This window comes from Ignavibacteriales bacterium, assembly GCA_016700155.1.
In the GTDB taxonomy this organism is placed as follows: domain Bacteria; phylum Bacteroidota; class Ignavibacteria; order Ignavibacteriales; family Ignavibacteriaceae.
Map to the genome: position 1 here is coordinate 2,499,242 of CP065001.1, position 19,315 is coordinate 2,518,556.

The window sequence follows — 19,315 nt, forward strand, 5'->3', positions numbered from 1 at the left end:
TAAGTTTTTTTATATTTTAAGTGTTAGTTGCCCGATTATTCGATATAATTTTTACAGATCTTTTGTTCGCTTAGATTACTGCAGTTTCAATTACATATTCATTCATTTATAGAGGAGACTACGTTATGAAAAAAAGCCGACTATTGATTTCTGTTGTAGTTGTTGCCTTAGTGTGCATACTAACTATACCGGTAAACGCACAGTTCAACGATTACAAAACAAAGTTCGGTGTTCAGTTTAACGGATTACTTCCTGATACAGAATTCGACAAATCAGAAGCTCCGGATGATTCAAAATATGAATTCTCATACCTTGGCAGACTTTTCCTTCGCTTCGAAATAGCAAAAGCTCTTGAGGCTGAAGTTGGTGCCGGATATGGTTCTTTAGCTGGTCAGGATTTTCTTTTACAGAAATGGGAAACAACAATTTTACCTGTTGACTTCCGATTTGTCCTCAGTCCTTTTAACTGGACCGGCGCTGATCTTTTTGCCTATGCAGGTTTTGGCGCGTTGATGTTTGATACCAAAACTCAAACAACAGTACCATCACCAAAAGAATCAAAAGCTGATGGATGGTCAGCATATATCCCCGCAGGTCTTGGTCTTGATTTCAAACTTTCTGAATCAGTACTGCTTGAAATCAGTGGTGGTTACAATTATACCTTCAGTGATGACATCAACTATTACAATAATATTGATGCTTACGATGAAGGTACCGTTAATGACGGTTACTACAACCTAGGTTTAGGTTTGGTATTCGTTGGCGGAACAGGATTAAGTGATGATGATATGGACGGTTTAACAACAAGAGAAGAAAAAGAATTGGGAACTGATCCTATGAATCCTGATACAGATGGCGATGGTTTGAAAGACGGCGAAGAAGTTAATAAGTACATGACCAATCCTCTGAATAAAGATACAGACGGTGATGGTCTTACTGACGGTGACGAAGTGATGAAACACAAAACCGATCCGAATAAAGCTGATACTGATGGTGACGGCTTGAAGGACGGCGAAGAAGTAACCAAGTATATGACCAATCCATTGAAAGTTGATACAGACGGTGAAGGATTATACGATGGTGACGAAGTGATGAAACACAAAACCGATCCGTTAAAAGCTGATACCGACGGTGATGGTTTGAATGATAACGACGAAATGAAAATTCACAAAACCGATCCGTTGAATCCGGATTCCGACGGTGATGGTTTGAGTGACGGTGAAGAAATCAATATGCACAGCACTAACCCGCTGAATGTTGATACCGACGGTGGTACTGTTAATGATTTCGTTGAAGTTCAGAGAGGTACAAATCCACGTGATCCTGAAGATGACGTTGTTAAGATCAATGTACCAATCGTACTTGAAGGCATTACATTCGCTACAGGTAAAGCTGACATTACTCCTGAGTCAGAAAACACTTTACGTAAAGCTCTTAAAACGATGACAACTTATCCTGAAATTACCGTTGAAATAGGCGGTCATACAGATAATGTCGGCAGCGACAAGAGCAATCAGAAACTTTCAGAAGCAAGGGCTAATTCAGTACGTGACTGGTTAGTAAGACAGGGTGTTGCTCCTGAAAGAATTACAGCAGTTGGTTATGGCGAAGCTAAACCAATCGCTCCAAATGATACTCCGGAAAACAAACAGAAGAACAGAAGAATTGAATTCCGCAGAGTCAAGTAATTCAATCTGATATATGTATTCAATGCCCCTCTTCGAGGGGCATTTTTTTTATCTTCGAAAATTCTGCTGCCAAGCCTAAATATTCGCCAAAAACTTTCGATTAATAATCTGTAACAGGGGCTTATAATGATGATTATTGAAAAAGAAATTAGATTTAAAGATATAAACGATATTTATACTGCCGAAAAATGGATCAATGATAAAATCTTTGATCTCGGATTGTGGCAGGAAGATTTAGCCGGCTGGCTAAGAAATAAAATTGTCAAGTGGACATCTGAATCAGTGAAATTAAAAAAATCACTTAATTTGTCTAATGAACAGATTGATAAGCTGATCTCATATAATTTTTTAATTCCCGCCGCAAGAAAACTTTATAATTCATCCAAGTGGACCTCCGGCAAGCGTGAGGTTTCTATGCTTATTTGTGATATGGATGATGTGTTTACAAATTTCCTTACAGATGAAATAGAGGATGAGTTCAGCAGCGGCTATGAAATAAGAGTTGATGTTGTTACTCATGCTGAGGAGATGTTAACGCTTTCCAAAAGATATGATTATGACATATTTTTTATCGGAATAAACAATACGCAGTTTTACCGCTTCCCTGAATTAAAAACTTCACCTCGTAAAAGAATGATGAAGACTCTTAAATTAATTGAACATATCAAATCAACTTATAACAAACCTGTTATCTCATTTATAACTGAGTCTCTTAACTCCCCTTTTATTCAAAGAAAAAGTAAGACGGCTGGAGTTAGTTTCTATTTCACAAAACCTTTTAACAGCACTCAGCTTGTAACAATAATTGAGCAGTCGCTTGCAAGTGTTGGTGTTGCTGATAGCGTCTGATTGCTTGTAACTCCTCACAATATCTTTACAGAATTTTATTCAAAATAAATCCGGGAACTTTATAACCTCCCTTCCGTATAAGATTTAGTTAATCAATTCTTTTTAACTGACTATTAACGGGAGGCACATATGTTAGTCCATAAAACAAAAAAGGCAGATCTTAAGGGCAAGTACCGACTTTATATGGAACTTTCAGTTGTAATTGTCCTAGTAATGCTGATAGCTGCGTTCAAATTCATCCGCATAAAACCGTTGAGTTAATTAAAAAAGACAATACAGACGGACCAATAGATATTCTTCTTACACCTCAAACTCAGCAAAACCAGTTACCACCGCAAATAAACAGACCTACGGTACCTGTTATCAGTACTGATAGTGAGCCTGAGGATATTGTCTTCGAAGAAACAGTACCCGATTATAATGAACAAATTGGTAATCCTCCGGACAGACAGATGACACATCGTGTTGTTGAAGAGGAAGATGAATATGTGTTTTTTTGGAGTGAGGAATTACCCGAACCAATCGGTGGTATGGTTGAACTCCAAAAGAAAGTTCATTACACCGAGTTTGCCAGAAAGGTTGGAATTGAAGGAAGGGTTATCATCGAGGCTGTTATTGGTAAAGATGGAATTGTGAAAGAAGCAAAAGTAGCAGTCGGACTTATTGAGGACCTCGATCAGATTTCACTTGAAGCTGTAAGAACAACTTTATTTAAACCAGGACTGCAGAGAGGTAAACCTGTAAATGTCAGGATCAATATCCCGATAGCTTTTAAACTTCGATAGATTTAAAATAAAAAAGGCTGCCGGCTATTTCCGGCAGCCTCTTTTAATAACTTCTAACTTACTTCATCAACATCATTTTCTTAACTGAACTAAATTTTTCTGTTCTCAGTTCGTATATGTATAAACCACTTGCCAGGTTACTTGCATTCCATTCAAATTCATACTGACCTGCTTCGAGTTTTGAATTAACAAGCTCAGTTATTCTCTGACCCAAAGCATTGTATATGGTTACTGTTACGTTCGATACATCTTCAGGCAATGAGAACCGAATAACTGTACTTGGGTTGAATGGGTTCGGATAGTTTTGCTCTAACGCATAAACATCGGGAACTGTAACTTCTGTTTGCAGAATTTCCGAGTATGCTAACGATCCATCATAATCAACTTGTTTTAACCTGTACTGGTAGGAGCCGACTTCAACCTTTTTATCAGTAAATGAATATTTGGTTGAACCGGTATATGTTCCTTTGCCTTCAACAAACCCAAGCGATGTATAGCCTTCCCCATTATTTCGCTCGACATAAAATCCGCGGTTGTTAACTTCACTTGAGGTTACCCAGGCAAGATTAACATCTCTGCCGATTAACTTTAATGTAAATGAATTTAATTCTACAGGAACAATAACCGGTACTCCGTCAAATTCGTCAGCACCAAGATCCGGTGCAAAGGCGCCTCCGTTCACAGAACCAGCAGGGCCCGGTCTTACATCACCATCAAAGTCTGTTGTAACGCCGGGAATAACAGCGCCTGCTGATTCAAGAAGAGTAGGCGTCATTCCGGCGTTAATATGAAGATCGGTTGAACTGACAAACATCGGATTAGCATTGACAGAAATTGTATCCTGCCCGATTGCTATTTTCCAATCATTAAAGGAGGCAATATCCGAACCGAAGAATCCAAATGTATTCCCTGTATTCCAATAAGCATTATTATCAAGATGAGTAAATGTCGTTGAGTTAGGTGAATGAATTAAATAATTTTTTGGATCCATACCGGTTCTTGTATTGAGGAAGATATTATTTCTAATATCTGCACCTGTAGTTGCTGTTGATATGTAAAGGCATGACGATACCATTCCGGCAGAAGGATTTGCAATTGTTCCTGTCATACTAACAGAGTTATAATAAATCTTATAATTGTTTCCGCCTACGATTCTTATTCCTACAAGATACATGGAAACATTTCCGTAGGTATTCAGGTTATAGATCATATTATTATCTATCTGGTTATCTGAACATCCTGTTGCTGATGCGAAATAAATTCCCACCGAATTGAATCCTGAAGTTCCGGGCTGATCAATTGAGTGCACTTTATTCTTACTTACAATTGCATTTGATACATTGGAACCGAAATAAATACCCCACTTGCTAACATCGTAAACAATATTATATACTTCATTAAAAGTCACTTGCGGTGCTGCTGCTGCCTGGATATTAATTCCATATTCGGTGATATATTCTGCTGAGTTGTTCGAACCAACTGAATTGCCTGTTACAACCAAATTGTTTAGCAGGTTGGATGAAGTTCCTCTTACAAAAATTCCAACTCTTGCAGAAGACACAATATTATTTTGTAAAATCAGATTATGATTATCTGCACCGCCGCTGCTTGAAGTAGTAAGTGTAGTAGCGCCGACAAATATTCCGAATACATTTGAAAGAGAATTTGTTCCTGCTTTGATATTACAATTTCTGATTGTTACATCAGTGGCTCCGGCACCGGCACCAAGACTTACAACATGTATGCAAGTCGTATTTGCCGCAGCATTTGTATTCTGGAAAGTAAGGAAATTGCCGTTCCCGCTGAACCTTCCGTCTATCACAACCCTGTCAGCACCGTTGATGGTGATAAGTCCGGGCAATGATGATGAACCAGATAACGTTCTCATCACAGCAGAAGAAGGTTGAATAGTCAATGTATAATTTCCTGTTCCCTGCTCAACCCATTGATTCAACGCGACTGCGCCGGGTTCATTTATATCACTGATAATTTGAGCATTAACATTGCCGGTAAGAATATTTTCATTTACTGCTGTAAAAAATCCATTTGATCCGGTCAGGCTTGTGAAATCACCGCCGCTGCCTATCGTCACAGTTCCATTCAATAAATAGATAAGCCTATATTCATTTATTGTACCGGTAAGCGGGAATGCTGCCGCTGTCAAATTAACTGAAGTAGGTGTTACTGCAAAAGTTCCTTCTGAAATTCCAACATTAGCCGGGTTTGCAAGATCCTGAGCAACAACAAAGTATTGTATTGTATCCCCGCTTTGTACTCCGGTCCCGCCAAATAAAAGTGAGTAGTCAATCGTAAAATCAAACGGAGATGAAGTACCCGAAGTTTGTGTGTACTTCCATCCGTTGGTTGAAGATGTATTATCAACAACTGTATTATTATCTGATGCACGCTTGTAGTAAATACGCGGCGATGTTCCACTCGTAGTGTTGATACCACTTCCATCAGTAATCACAACACCTGTTAACACTCTGTTCGTTAGTAATGTTGTATGAACGAGCGGAGTGTAACTTATAAAAGGCGGAGTTATATCTGAACCAATCCCATTAAACTCATCTGCTCCAACATCCGGTGTTAAAGCATTTCTTACCTCATTGTCGATATCATTTGTCACTATAACCGGTGTACTTACAGGCGTACCTGTTCCTTCTGTTTGAGTAGGCAGATCTGTCCGTACATGAAGATTATAAGGCGCAGTTGAGTTATTTACAAACGGAACATTTTCAGTGAACGAATTTGTTTCCCTCGGTGCGACTCTTGTTTTAAAGTCGCCGATTGTTTCGTCATAATTTGTACCATCATAAAAAATCACATTGCTCACACCCGGGGTTCCGGCATAAAATGAATTATTATTTGAAACAGTTGAATAGTTACTAAGATTTACGTTAGCGGCACTTCTTCTGAATGCACTTGTTTTTCCGGTACCGTTTGCGGTTGACAAGTTGACAACAATATTATTTCTCATATCAAGAGTACTGCTTGTTGAAGTCGAACTGTTGGTATGATAGATGCCGCTTGTACCAAAGTTGCCGCCTCCGGCAAACGCAGTAAGAAAAACTGTATTATAATAAACACCGATATTGGAATTAGCAGTAGTGCTTGTGATTCCGATTCCTCTGATTGCATCGGCAGATGTACAGTTCGGAGATTTTAGATCTGAAATAAAATTATTATAGATATAAGCACTGGTTGGTCCCGTTGCAACTGCTATTCCTGCAACAGTAAGTGTAGTAGATGAACTGGTTGACCTGATGTCATAAATTTTATTTCCATAAATACTAGCATTATCATTTGTTACATAAACTCCGTAAATAACACCGCCGCAGGAGTTATTGTAAATTTCATTGTTGTAAATATGATTATTAGCACCACCTGAACTATTAATTCCGTAAACAGTTCCTGCAGCTCTTGAATTATTTCTTATTGTGTTACCATAAATATTTGCATTCGCGGGACTGGATAACTGATAAATCAACCACCAACTGTTCCCTGAAGCGTTAGGTTGGGTACAGTTCTCAATTGTATTATCATAAATGTTAACAGTATTATCTACACCAGAACTTCCAATCGAATTTGTTAAAGCATACATGATTGCAGAAGTTCCACCCGAAGTAAGTGTTATGCTATTCCTGAAAATATCAAGATTTGCATTTGTTGCTGAGCCGGTTGAAATACCATAAAGAGATCCTGTGTGTGAAAGACTGCCGCCATTCAAAGAGTTGTTTGCAATCTTAAGATTGTTCTGATATTGTGCATATATACCCCGGCTGGTTGAACTGCTTCCTCCGTAATTTGTGATAACATTTCCGGTTGAAGAATTTCCAATTTCATTGAATTGATCGTAGTAAGCCGCAAGTGTTGAACCATTAAGGCTTATACCAACATGAACATTGCCGACTGAATTTCCATAAAAGCTGCAATAGCTCATTGCATCCAGTGTATCAGTCAATGTTAACCCGCTGGTTGATGTTGCTGTATGATTACCCGAATAAATACCGACAGAAGTTGTATGTGCCTGGTTGAGTGTAATATTCGAATTCCTAATTACTACAAACCGGCATCCATCAAAAGGTGCTGCAGCATTTTTTTTGACTAATGCATAACCCCACTCCATCCATGTTGTTGCATCCGTATTACCAGCATTCTCCTGAACGTCGATTCCACTGAATGTTATATAATCACCTCCGGCAATTTTTATTATACCATCTGCATTGCCTGTTCCATTTAATGCTGCAGTAATTAGTGGATTAACACCAACACCGGATTTCTGGAAGGTGATTTGATCAGTTGATGTTCCGTTAGCTAATAATGTTCCTGCAGTCGGGGTTGTGAATGTTTCTGTGTGTCCTGCCGCAACATTAAAAACAACTCCGCCTGCACCAACACCATTTGTGTTCAATGCTGATATAGCTGATTCAATTGTTGCGTAATCACCCGGTATGGTTTTAGTACCGGTAATAGGTTGAGAAAATAAAAACGAACTACCCAATGTGAAAACTAAAAACATTGTCAAGATACCGCACTCAAGTAACCTGGTTTTCATAAAGTTCTCCTTACGTTTTGGTATTAAGTTATTTACTTGTACCGACTGTTCTTTCCTGTAATGTTGTTATTAAAATTCTGGATATCAAAATTTATTTCGATTAAATCACACTGTACAAATAAACTATTTAAAGAATTCAGAAAAGATTTGGATTGACAGAGAGAGTGGTTAGTATCAACCGGTATAATATCAAAGTCTTTTTGCGGATTTTTATTCAGAAAAAAATGAATCAAAATATTCCCCGATAAAAATGACCAACTGAAAAAATTTTTTGTTATTACACAAAATCAAAAACCGTTGATAAAAATTATTTGAAAAGAATGTTCACAATTAATTTTTAGCCGGATCGGATTCTTCAATCCCACAGAAAATAATTCTGTCAGATTGATAAAAAACACGAAGTAATATTATGCCATACATTGCTTAAAGTCAAAGCTTTTAAAAAGTTAAAGGCGGTTGTTTGGACCGCCTTTAATAATAGAACGAAATAAATATACTTACTTCAACAACATCATCTTTTTCACTGAACTGAATTTTTCCGTTCTCAATTCATAGATGTACAATCCGCTGGCAACATCATTTGCATTCCAGCGATACTCATACTGTCCTGCTTCGAGTTTACTGTTTATCAGTTCTGTTACTTTCTGTCCGAGGGCATTGTAAATAGTAAGCGTCACATTTGATACATCTTCAGGCAGTGAGAACCTGATTAATGTACTCGGATTAAACGGGTTTGGATAGTTTTGATCCAGTGCGTATACGTCCGGTATTATATTCTCTGATACATTCAGCTTGCTTACCTGGCTGTTGCTGATTAAGTATTCTTCACCGTCCTTCATTCTTGTATTTACTATCCTGCCTGTTTCATCCTGCAGTTTTATGCTGACATTTTCTATCCTGACTGTAACAGGGTAAACCATTGAGTTCATTTCTATGGTCCGACTGTTTGTCCTGATATTTTCTGCCATTCTCTGACTGCTGTATCTGACATCAAATGCACCTGCTGGTGGCATTGGCGGCATCTGGTAATGATCAAGATTAACTTCACCATTTACTGTGTACAATGTGAAGTGTTTGCCTGTCGCATCAGTCACAATGATCTTACCCCAACTGCTTCTATCATCCTGTTTGGCAATTGTACCGCTGCCATCGATTACGGTTGGGACATTGATCACACCGGGTCCTCCATTAATTAATACCCAGTAACCATAACCAGGTTCTAAGTTGGTTGGATTATAGTAAGAGCCATTCCATCCGTAGATTGTGTTTGTCACTATAATTCCGGGAGGTGTTGTAGTTAAACCCGCGACAGGAATATTTGATTCATAACCACCAATCATATTCCATCCGTTTATTACAGGTATTGGATCGTGAGCTACAATCTGGATTCCGCCTGAAGGCCATTCCTCTCCGGTATTATATGTCTGATCGCCGGTATGCAGCATCCAGTATCCTTCGCTCGGATCAGCGAGTGTCACAACTGTATAAGAACCATTCCACTTGTAAACGTCTGCTAACGGATTTCTGTTTATCCACCAGGTGTTTACATTCTGGTTAACAGGATGCAAGCCTGGTATTGATGTCATGTTCCAGCCGTTAGTTACATTTACTGAAAGCTGGAAAGTAGATGATGCTGCAGGAACACCGTCAAACTCATCTGCACCAAGATCAGGCGCGGTAGCACCTCCGTTTACTGATCCTAATGGTCCGGGACGAACATCACCATCAAAGTCAAAATTAAGACCTGAGATTATTGTTCCGCCGGATTCAAGCAGTGTGGCAGTTGTGCCCATATTCAAATGCAGATCTCCGTTACCAACACTTGTGTATGTAACGGTTTCACCTGATATACTTTCTGAATCACCTCCGCTAATAGTTTTCCAGCTATCAAAAGTCTGATCTGTGTCTATCCAGTTACCTACCGTTGAAGCTGAGGAACTATTCAGTACGTTATAATCTGACGCATTCGCAATCCAGCCATCAGCATAAAAGAAGTTAGCTATTGAATAATGCTTACCGGTTCCGCCGGTTCTTTGATTATCAAAGATATTATTCTTCATACTGATTGTGGTTATTGCTGAGTCAGTTGCATTATAACCTCTCCTGAATGCGAATGTGTTTAACCCGTCAGCACTTGCTGTTCCTGAAAGACTGACAGTATTATTATGAACATTAATTGTATTAGTTATAAATCCGATCACATTTAGTATACCGATATAAGATACTCCGTTTGTCTGTCCATCACCTAATGAGATCATATTGTTTATGATAGCATTACCACTTCCTGTATATCTAAAATACAGTCCCGCAGCAATTGGTGGTGTATCCTGGTTGGTACCGGTCGATAAATTAGTGATGTTATAAATTTTATTAGCGTTTATTACACCATCAAAATTTGTACAGAACATACCTGCAGATGCGGTGGCAACAGCAGTGTTATTATCCGCAGAGATGTTGTAGATAGTATTTCCTGAAACAATCGGATGAACTCCTACATAACCTTCCTGGTAAATATAGATACCAACCGCAGCCTGAGAACCAGCTGCTATTCCTGTACCTGTACTCTGAGTGGAAAGATTATGTATTGTATTGTTAAGATAACTTGCGTTACAGTTAACAATATCCTGGATAATACCGCGTACTCTTACTGCGGTTCCGGTTCCGGAAGCATTCAGGTTAGCAATCCTGTTACCGGAAACGGTGAAAGAGTTTGTATGATTAGTTGCATCAACACGGATGCCCGTTGTTGTTGAACTGCCTGCAACAAGTATACTGTTTGCGCTAAGTGAATCACCAACAATATTATTTGAAATACTAAGACTTCCGCCTGTAGCATTAATACCTGTAAACGAATGTGAACCGGTACCCTGCAGATTAATATTTCTTATCACATTGCTGGATACAGAGGAACTTATAATTGAATCAACACTAACTGTCATTCCAGAGAATGACGAGGAAGATGTAACTACTAAAGGAGTTCCTCCGGCATTCATTGCTGAACCGCCGATAAAGTTTCCGGTTATTGAATTGGATACTGAACCAATTCCCGGTGTAAGGTTTATCGGGGTTAAAGCAGAAGCCGCACTTATACTGCAATAGAAATGGTTATTGCTGATCGTCCAGTTACTACCGCTTCCCGTAGCTCCCCGCACACCGGATGCAGTAAAGTTTGCAAATTCATTTCCTGTAACAGTTGTTGAATCATTTGGTAATGCAGTAGCTCCGGATGAATAAATATAGTTTGCACTCCTTGTACCTGCATTATCAAGAAACTGATTATTTAAGAAACTGTTGCCTGTATTTCCTTTTGCGGCAGTCGTGCTTAAGAGAACAACCGCACCGCTTGTAGAACTGGTATTCTGCGTATTAAATACTGAATTCTTTACAACATTGTAGGATGCATCATTCTCCATCCTGAAGACAGGTATTGATGAACTACTATTTGCAAATGTCATATTACGTGTTGTTCCCGAAGTCTGGTTCGATCCATCAAACACAAAATACTTCGCACCATCTAAATGAAACATTGCTGTTACCGGCGATGCTGCATTGATAACAGTTGTAACACTTGTCGATGGTTTTATTGTTATTGTATTTATCGCACTGGAACCGACCACGTTACCTAAAACAATCGGATATGTTTCAGTGTAAGAGGCATCTGTAAGCAGAAGTCTTACCGGACCAGATACGCCGCGCTCATTAACGTCTGCAATTGCAGCAGAGATTGAGGGATACAGACCTTCAATAACACCGTCTGCTTGTCTTTCGTCATAAGACTTCCACTCAAACACAACTCCGTTTTCAACAAGAACAGTATATTCCTGATCGATTTCTTTTTCAACGTAGTTCGTAACTATCTGAGTTTCTGATTCCTCTTTGATTTCATTGGAAACATCTTTCCCCTGGTTTGATACGATAACTGTCAATTCATCATTCTGTTTAAATGAAGTCTTCAGTTTCATATCATTGTTTGTCTGCAATGAAGATTTTCCATCCAATAAAGTTTTGTTCAATTCAGATTTGTTTTTCTGAACTTCCACATCAACAGGAACTTGTATTGTAACTTTCCTGGTCCTGGTTTCCAATTTCAGATTACGATTATTTAGTCTGTTGAACTCACCTATGCCAACCGTATAATCACCGGACATAGGCGCACCGACAATTTTATATGCATATGGAAAATCAGGTGCCGATGTAACGCTTGCTACAGTTGTTGCGGCGAACCCTAACGAAGGATTTGCACTTACCTGCGGTGTGGTAAACAAATCCTGTGCAGTAACAAAGTATTGCACAGTATCGTTCATTGTCACCGTTCCGCCGAAAATTTTTGAATAATCAACAGTGAAACTAAATGGTGAAACTGTTTGTGCAGTTTCAGTCCACTTCCATCCGTTGTCGCCACTTGTATTTCCGCCAAAGACATCAGCGTCAGTCGATTTTTTATAATATATCCTTGGTTTAAAAGTTGTTACGTTTACACCTGAGAAATCATTTATTGTAACATCTGTTAATATTCTGTTTGAAGTCGAAGTTGTATTTACAAATGCAGCATAAATTATTTCAGGACCAACAGCATCAGCACCGTTTTCATAAGCGCCAATTGATGGATTTGTGACATCTCTAATAACACCTGAGAAGTCAATTGTAACTCCTGCAATCGGGGTTCCGGCATCAAGCACAGGAGAACCTATCTGAGGTACAAGATTCGAATTAGAATTAAATGCAGGATTGGTATCTATTGAATTTAAATCCTGACCTGTAGCTGTTCGCCATGCAGCTAATGTGAGTATATCAGCAGCAAAATAGCCGAAGATGCCATTGGCTCCGCTAACATAGTTGTTGTTATAATTACTTGTTCCGAGTGTTGTTCCGGCTGCAACATATTCAGAATAACTCTTTACACCATTTGGATTTATTCCCGTTATACTGTTTGAGAAAATGTTATCTCTTATATCAATTCCGGTAACAGTACTGGAAGTTATGATTAAAGCCGCAGATATATCTGCAGTCGTACTTGTAGTTCCGGTCAGCGCACCAAAAAGATTTACGGAGTTGTAATATACTTTATGATTTGCACCGCCTGTAATTCTGATACCGAACGCATTGAAAGTGGTACTCGTTCCATCACCATCCACGATCAGATCATAAATCAGGTTATTAACTATTTGAATTCCGCTTGTGCCTGTTCCGGAAGAAATATTAATTCCATATGCGCCATAAGCACTGGTAGTCAATGAACGTAAACCATAGATTTTATTTCTGCTTACCATTGCATCGGTTACGTTGGTACCCATATCTATACCAGCAATACTGACTGATGTTGCAATCTGCATATTAAATATTTCGTTCTGTGATACAACAGGTGCTGTAGCATTTGTAATATCAATTCCTCTGAATGTAACTACATCATCAAAAACATTCGAGCCTATGAGGTTGTTAGAGATATTTAAACCTGTGAGCAATCCTGTTGAAGCAACACCGCGTGTAAAGATTGCATAATAAGATTTAATAATATTGTTATTGATAATATTCAGATCGTTATTGCCTGCGCCTGTACCTGAAGTAGAAATGGTTGTGCCTGAAGCGATTATTCCGAAAGTTGATGTGACTGAATTACTTCCGGCGGAAATATTACAATTCTTTATTGTATTATTTTCAGCGCCTGCACCGGTTCCAAGGCTTGATACCCAAACAGCAGCAGAGCTTGTAGATGTACTATTATTTGTTATTGTCAGACTCCTGTCTGTTCCTCCGCTGTTCGAACCATCGATGATTATATAGTCAGCGCCATTCAGTTTTATTATTGATGCCGCTGTTCCGACCACGCTTGTTGTAACTGATGCAGCCGGTTTAATCGTAATTGTATTTACGGCACTGGCACCTGTAACCTGGTTAATAGTCACGGGGAATGTTTCTCCTGTGCTGTAGTTTGCGTCCGTCAAATTGAATGTTACCGCACCACTTACACCATTGGTATTTAGCGCTACAACAGCGTTTGTTAGTGAAGTAAATACATGTGAAGTACCAACATTATAATTACCCGACAACACACCAAGTATTGAACGATTACCTGCGGGGTTAGTTACTGTTGGAGTATATGGAGTTGTACTTAATGTAATACTATTACACTGTGCATCAACTGTGTTGCCGCCTGTTGGATTTGCCGGTAAATCAAATGTCAGCCAGAAATAATTTGTGCCTTCAACAAGAGCCTGGCTTCCTGTTACTGAAAACGAAGCAGTAGGTACTGCCAAAGTAGTTCCAAATTGAACCGCAGTTGCAAATACAGGACTTGTACCTGAGTACCATACTTTTGCATTTGTTATATCTGCAAGATTTGTTGTACCGGTAGTTGTTATACTAAGACTCTCTAATATTAAAGGATCATTTGCTCCTGTTGTTACAACCTGTATCCCGATAATTTCATTGTTTGTACTTCCATTTAACAAATAACCAGTATTAGTCTGAGTAACGGTACTTGATGCATAAACCATCGGAACAGATGGAACACCATCAAATTCATCAACACCGATATCAGGTGCCGTTGCGCCGCCGTTTACAGAACCAACCGGTCCCGGTCTGGCATCATTATCAAAATCAGTATTTATACCGGCGATTGTTGCACCGCCTGATTCAAGTACTGTCGGCGTTAAACCTGAATTTATATGTAAGTTCAGATTACCAGTGAAAAGCGGATTTGCATTATATGAACTGGCATCCTGTCCGCTTGCAAATTTCCATCCTGTTAAAGTTGGAATATCTACACTCAGGAATCCAAGTACTCCGTTCGAACCGCTTACAAAGTAGTCGTTATTATTTATTGTGCCGAAGGTAACGCCTGTGACAGCGTAAATAGAATATACCTTGCTATTAACAGCACCTGTCATACTGTTTGCAAAAATATTATTACGTATATCCAGTCCCGTAACAGTATTGGAAGTTATTTCAATGGCAGCACTTATATTATTCGTGTCCGGTTCAGAGAACGCACCGAACATATTAATACTATTGAAATAAACTTTATGTCCCGTGCCGCCTGTAATGCGAATACCAAAAGGATTAAAAGTAGTGCTGTTACCGTCACCATAAGTTCTTAATCCGGCAATTGAATTATTTGCAATTGTAATTCCGGATGTTCCGGTGCCGGAAGAAATAAAAATACCATATGCACCGTAACCACCTGTATTATTCGTTTCAAGAGTATGAATATAATTTTTGGATAGTGTTGCATCTGTAACATTTGTTCCGAGTTCTATTCCAGCAATAGATCCGGTTGCCGTCATAAAAAAGTTAAAGATGGTGTTGTTGCTTACATTAGGTGACGATGCATTTGTAATATCAACACCTCTGAATAAAACATAGTCGTCAACATTGGAAGAACCAATTGTATTTTGAGTTATGTTCAATCCATCAGTAAGACCTGATGTTGTTCCTCTTGAATATACCGCACGGTATGATTTAATAACTTCATTATTCTGAACTGTAAGATTGTCATTATCACTGCCGGTTCCGGTTGTAGAAATAGTAGCACCACCGCTGTAAATACCAAATGTCGATGTTACTGTGTTTGAACCGGATTTAACAATACAATTCTTTATCGTATTGTTTGATGCGCCGGCACCGTCACCGAGACTTGATATCCAGAACACAGCCGTATTAGTTCCGGTGGATGTATTCTCAATGGTAAGGTTTCTGCTTGATGTTCCTGAATTTGAACCATCAAATGTGATGTAGTCAGCGCCATTCAGTTTAAATATAGATGAAGCTGAAATACCTGATACCGTTGCTGTTACACCAGTGTTAGGTTTGATGGTAAATGGATTTACAGCACTCGGCAGATATTCATTCGCAATATCAATAGTTATCGGGAATGTTTCAGTTGGATATGTAGCATCAACTAAAAGGAAATTAGTCGCTGCACTTATACCGCGCACATTCAGATCCTGTACCGCCGCAGTTATTGTTGCATAAAGTCCTTCTATGCCATCAGGAAAATTCAATTGAGGATATTCGGATCTTTTTACATATAAATCACCAGTGTACTCTACCCCATTCTGCATAGGTTTCCAGGTTATCTCTTCAACTTCCATAAGTTGGAAGAATCCAGTTGGTTCGACCGGAATTTCACTTTTCAATTCTGCTTCAGAAAGCGGATTTTCAAACCACACTTGCTTCATTACTTTGTGTGTTACTTTTTCAAATGAAATATTCTTTCCGGTTAAACTATTGAAGAGATTTAATCCGACTGTGTAATCACCAGCCAGCGGAGATGATACAATAGTATAAGAGTATGGTGTAGTCGGCGGAGTTGATGCTGCTGGCGGATTTGTTGTGAATCCTCCCGCTCCTGCAGATGGCAATGCAGTCACATTACCCGGAACATCCTGCGCAACAACATAGTAACTCACTACATCACCTAAAACTACTCCCGCTCCAAAGTTATAAGTGTAGTCACTACCTGAAACGGATACTGGTGTTGCGGCCGTCCATGAACCGGCATTTATTCTCCAGTACAAGATCGGCCATCCTGGCGCAGTAGTGGGCACTCCACTTGCATCTGTTATGTTAACAACCAATGACCTGTTTGTAAGGGAACCTGTATTTGCTAAAGAAGTGTATGAGATTGTTGGAGGAGTAAAATCAGCTCCAATCCCTGAAAACTCATCAGCCCCAACATCAGGGGTAACAGCATTTCTTGTGATACCGTCAAAGTCATCTGTAACTGCTATAGGTGTTGTGACCGGAGTTCCTCCTGATTCTGTTTGTGTTGCGATCAAAGTACTCAGATGAAGATTGTATGGAGCAACTGCTGAATTAATAAAAGGAGGATTTTCGGTAAATGAACTTGTTTCCCTGGGTGTCACCCTGTTTTTAAAATCGCCCAAATTCTGATCTGAATTTGTTCCATCATAAAATATAAGATTGCTGGCACCGGGCGTTCCCGCGTAAAAGTCATTATTGTTCGATGTTTCAGAATAATTATTCAGACTTGTTGCCGAACTTCTTCTGAAAGCTACTGTTAAACCTGTACCGGATGGTGTCGAATTATTTACAATAATATTATTCCTCATATCAAGCGATGCCGTAGTTGTGGTTGCGCTTAACGTGTGGTATATACCGGATGTTCCAAAGTTTGCCCCTCCGGAAGCATTTAAGAATATCGTATTAAAGTATAAACCGATTGTAGATGTAGAAGTTGAGCTTGTAATACTTATTCCTCTTATTGCTTCAATACTTGTGGAGTTTGGTGCTTTTAAATCCGAAATAAAATTATTATATGCATAGACTGTTCCGGAGCTAATCTGAATACCAACAGTTCTTGCAGTAGTAGTAACTGTTGATGCGTTAGAAAGATTATAAATACTGTTTTTATAGATCCTCACATTCGCTCCCAAAAGTTGTGAGATTCCATAAACTGTTCCTGATTGAGCACTCAGATTATAGATATCATTATCATAGATTTCCTTTACAGCAGCAGCTACGGTATTAGTATGAATGCCATAAAGTATTGATGATGTACCTGTATTAGTTCCAGCTACTGATAAATCATAAATATTATTATTGAAGATATACTCTTCAGTAGGAGAAGAAATATTATAATAGCCGTATAAAATGCAGCTGGATGTACCTGAAGATGCAGTAAAAGAATTATTAAAAATATTATTACTACTGTAAGTAATTATACTTGTAGCAGCACGGGTACAGTACAACGTACCTGATGCACCCGTCTTCTGGTTACCGTTTACAGTGTTGTTGTTCATATTAAGAGTAGTAGGAGAACCTGCTTCTATACATGTAAAAAGTCCGGTTCCCGCCTGCACATTATTACTTACAGTATTGCTGTTAAGATTGACGATGGCCGCAGAACCCGTTGCTACTATTGCATCAAAGGTTCCGGTGGTTGCTGTAGTGTATGAACAATTAGTTACGATATTGTTATTAAAATTGAGCGTGTTCCCTGCTGCAGTACTTCCGGAACTACTGCTTATAGCAGCTAAACTGGAAGTAGTTGCAATACTTGTGACGGTTACCGTATTATTTATCACATTAAGGTTTGAAGAAGTCGCTGTTGATGTAAAAATTCCGTAGCCTGTCGATGTAAATCCTGAACCACCTCCTGCCGTATTATTTATTGTATTATAACCCACACTAAGGTTGTTATGGTATATCATATAAACAGCATAGGACGTTGTATTACTTCCGCCGCCGTAATTCTGTATTATGTTACCAGCACCATTTTGCCCGATAGTAAAATTCTGATCATAAAAATCAAATGGAGTTGTGTGAACGTAGCCGCGCAACACAATACCTGCATGAACATCCTGAATAGTATTACCTGTTAAAGTAACATTTTCATGCCTTCCGCCTGTTGACGTAAGCACTATTCCTGTTGATGAATTTAATGGTGAGCCTTCGACAAGATTTGAGGAATAAATGCCTATAACAAAAGCACTCGTTCCTTTGGTTAAATCAACTGTTGCATTTTTGATGGTCACAAACTTACAACCATCAACATCGCTTCCCCTCCGGAGGAAATAACCATATTCGATACCCTGATCGTTCGCTGCCACATCAATACCATCAAACGTTACATAATCGGAACCCTGGATTATTATCACAGCATCACCCTGAGCGGCAAAAGTACTGGTTGCTCTCGTACCGGCATCAGTCCTGGTAATTTTAGGATTAAGTCCGCCGCCATTTTTCTGAAAAACTATCGGATCAGAAGAAGTTCCTGTTGCGGTTAAAATGAGCGAGTCGGAAATAGTTTCAGTATGACCGGCAGCAACATTAAATGTAATGCCACCGGAAGGAACAGGGTTCGAGTTTAAAAAAGTAATTGCAGCTTGTATTGTTGCATAATCCCCCGGGATATTATAGGGTTGTCCGAAAAGATTACTGCTGAACACAGTTACAGCAATAAGAAGAAAGGCGCAGAAATACTTGTACAATGATTGTTGCATAGTACCCACCTCATAATATGAATTTTTTATTTAGTTATTTTAAGAACACAGCGAAACCGAACGAATGAACTTATGAGCAAACGAAAATTTGTTTTGTACTGCACAGCTTTCTGAACTTGAATTTGAGGACGTTCGTCTTTTACATTTGTTACCTCTCGAACAATAGTGATAATTTAAACTGGTGAGTTAAAAAAGATACCGGTATGCTTCCAACACATTTAATTCTGGTATGTTCGATGACCATAGTACAACTCATCCGATTGAAAATAAATAATGAATAAATTCAAAAATGCTCGGACACAATTTTATCTATCGGATCAGTTGACGTCCACTAATGCCTTAGTCCTAAAAATACCTTGGTCTTGATATAATTACAGGTCAATAAAAGTATAAAAAAACTTTTTCCCCATTTGATCATACTTCATGAAGAGCGAGACGACACGAATGGTTTAATTATAGTCTTTCGGCGGA

5 protein-coding genes are annotated in these 19,315 nt (G+C 38.9%); 3 read left to right on the forward strand and 2 right to left on the reverse strand.

What is annotated here, in order from left to right; translation table 11 throughout:
- Window positions 1–125 precede the first annotated feature (125 nt).
- From IPM56_10640 to IPM56_10650, 3 genes are all read left to right on the forward strand, one after another.
- Complete coding sequence (locus IPM56_10640) at window positions 126–1,688, forward strand: OmpA family protein (GenBank protein ID QQS34718.1); 1,563 nt, start codon at window positions 126–128, stop codon at window positions 1,686–1,688.
- Window positions 1,689–1,814: 126 nt separating this feature from the next.
- Entirely contained in the window at window positions 1,815–2,537 is a 723-nt protein-coding gene (locus tag IPM56_10645; protein QQS34719.1) for a hypothetical protein, read from the forward strand.
- A 452-nt stretch (window positions 2,538–2,989) separates the two neighbouring features.
- Window positions 2,990–3,322, forward strand: coding sequence for an energy transducer TonB (locus IPM56_10650; GenBank protein QQS34720.1), 333 nt, complete (start codon window positions 2,990–2,992; stop codon window positions 3,320–3,322).
- Between the two features lie 58 nt (window positions 3,323–3,380).
- Here the strand turns inward: IPM56_10650 and IPM56_10655 are convergent, their stop codons facing one another.
- A complete protein-coding gene (locus IPM56_10655; protein ID QQS34721.1) occupies window positions 3,381–7,880 on the reverse strand; it encodes a T9SS type A sorting domain-containing protein in 4,500 nt (1,499 codons plus the stop codon).
- Window positions 7,881–8,377: 497 nt separating this feature from the next.
- Window positions 8,378–18,844, reverse strand: coding sequence for a T9SS type A sorting domain-containing protein (locus tag IPM56_10660; protein ID QQS34722.1), 10,467 nt, complete (start codon window positions 18,842–18,844; stop codon window positions 8,378–8,380).
- Between the last annotated feature and the right edge of the window lie 471 nt (window positions 18,845–19,315).

Bases quoted from the DNA above. Each gene is read 5' to 3' on its own strand.
- IPM56_10650 (QQS34720.1), top strand. From the start codon at position 2,990: ATGACACATCGTGTTGTTGAAGAGGAAGATGAATATGTGTTTTTTTGG.
- IPM56_10655 (QQS34721.1), bottom strand. From the start codon at position 7,880: ATGAAAACCAGGTTACTTGAGTGCGGTATCTTGACAATGTTTTTAGTT.
- IPM56_10640 (QQS34718.1), top strand. From the start codon at position 126: ATGAAAAAAAGCCGACTATTGATTTCTGTTGTAGTTGTTGCCTTAGTG.
- IPM56_10660 (QQS34722.1), bottom strand. From the start codon at position 18,844: ATGCAACAATCATTGTACAAGTATTTCTGCGCCTTTCTTCTTATTGCT.
- IPM56_10645 (QQS34719.1), top strand. From the start codon at position 1,815: ATGATGATTATTGAAAAAGAAATTAGATTTAAAGATATAAACGATATT.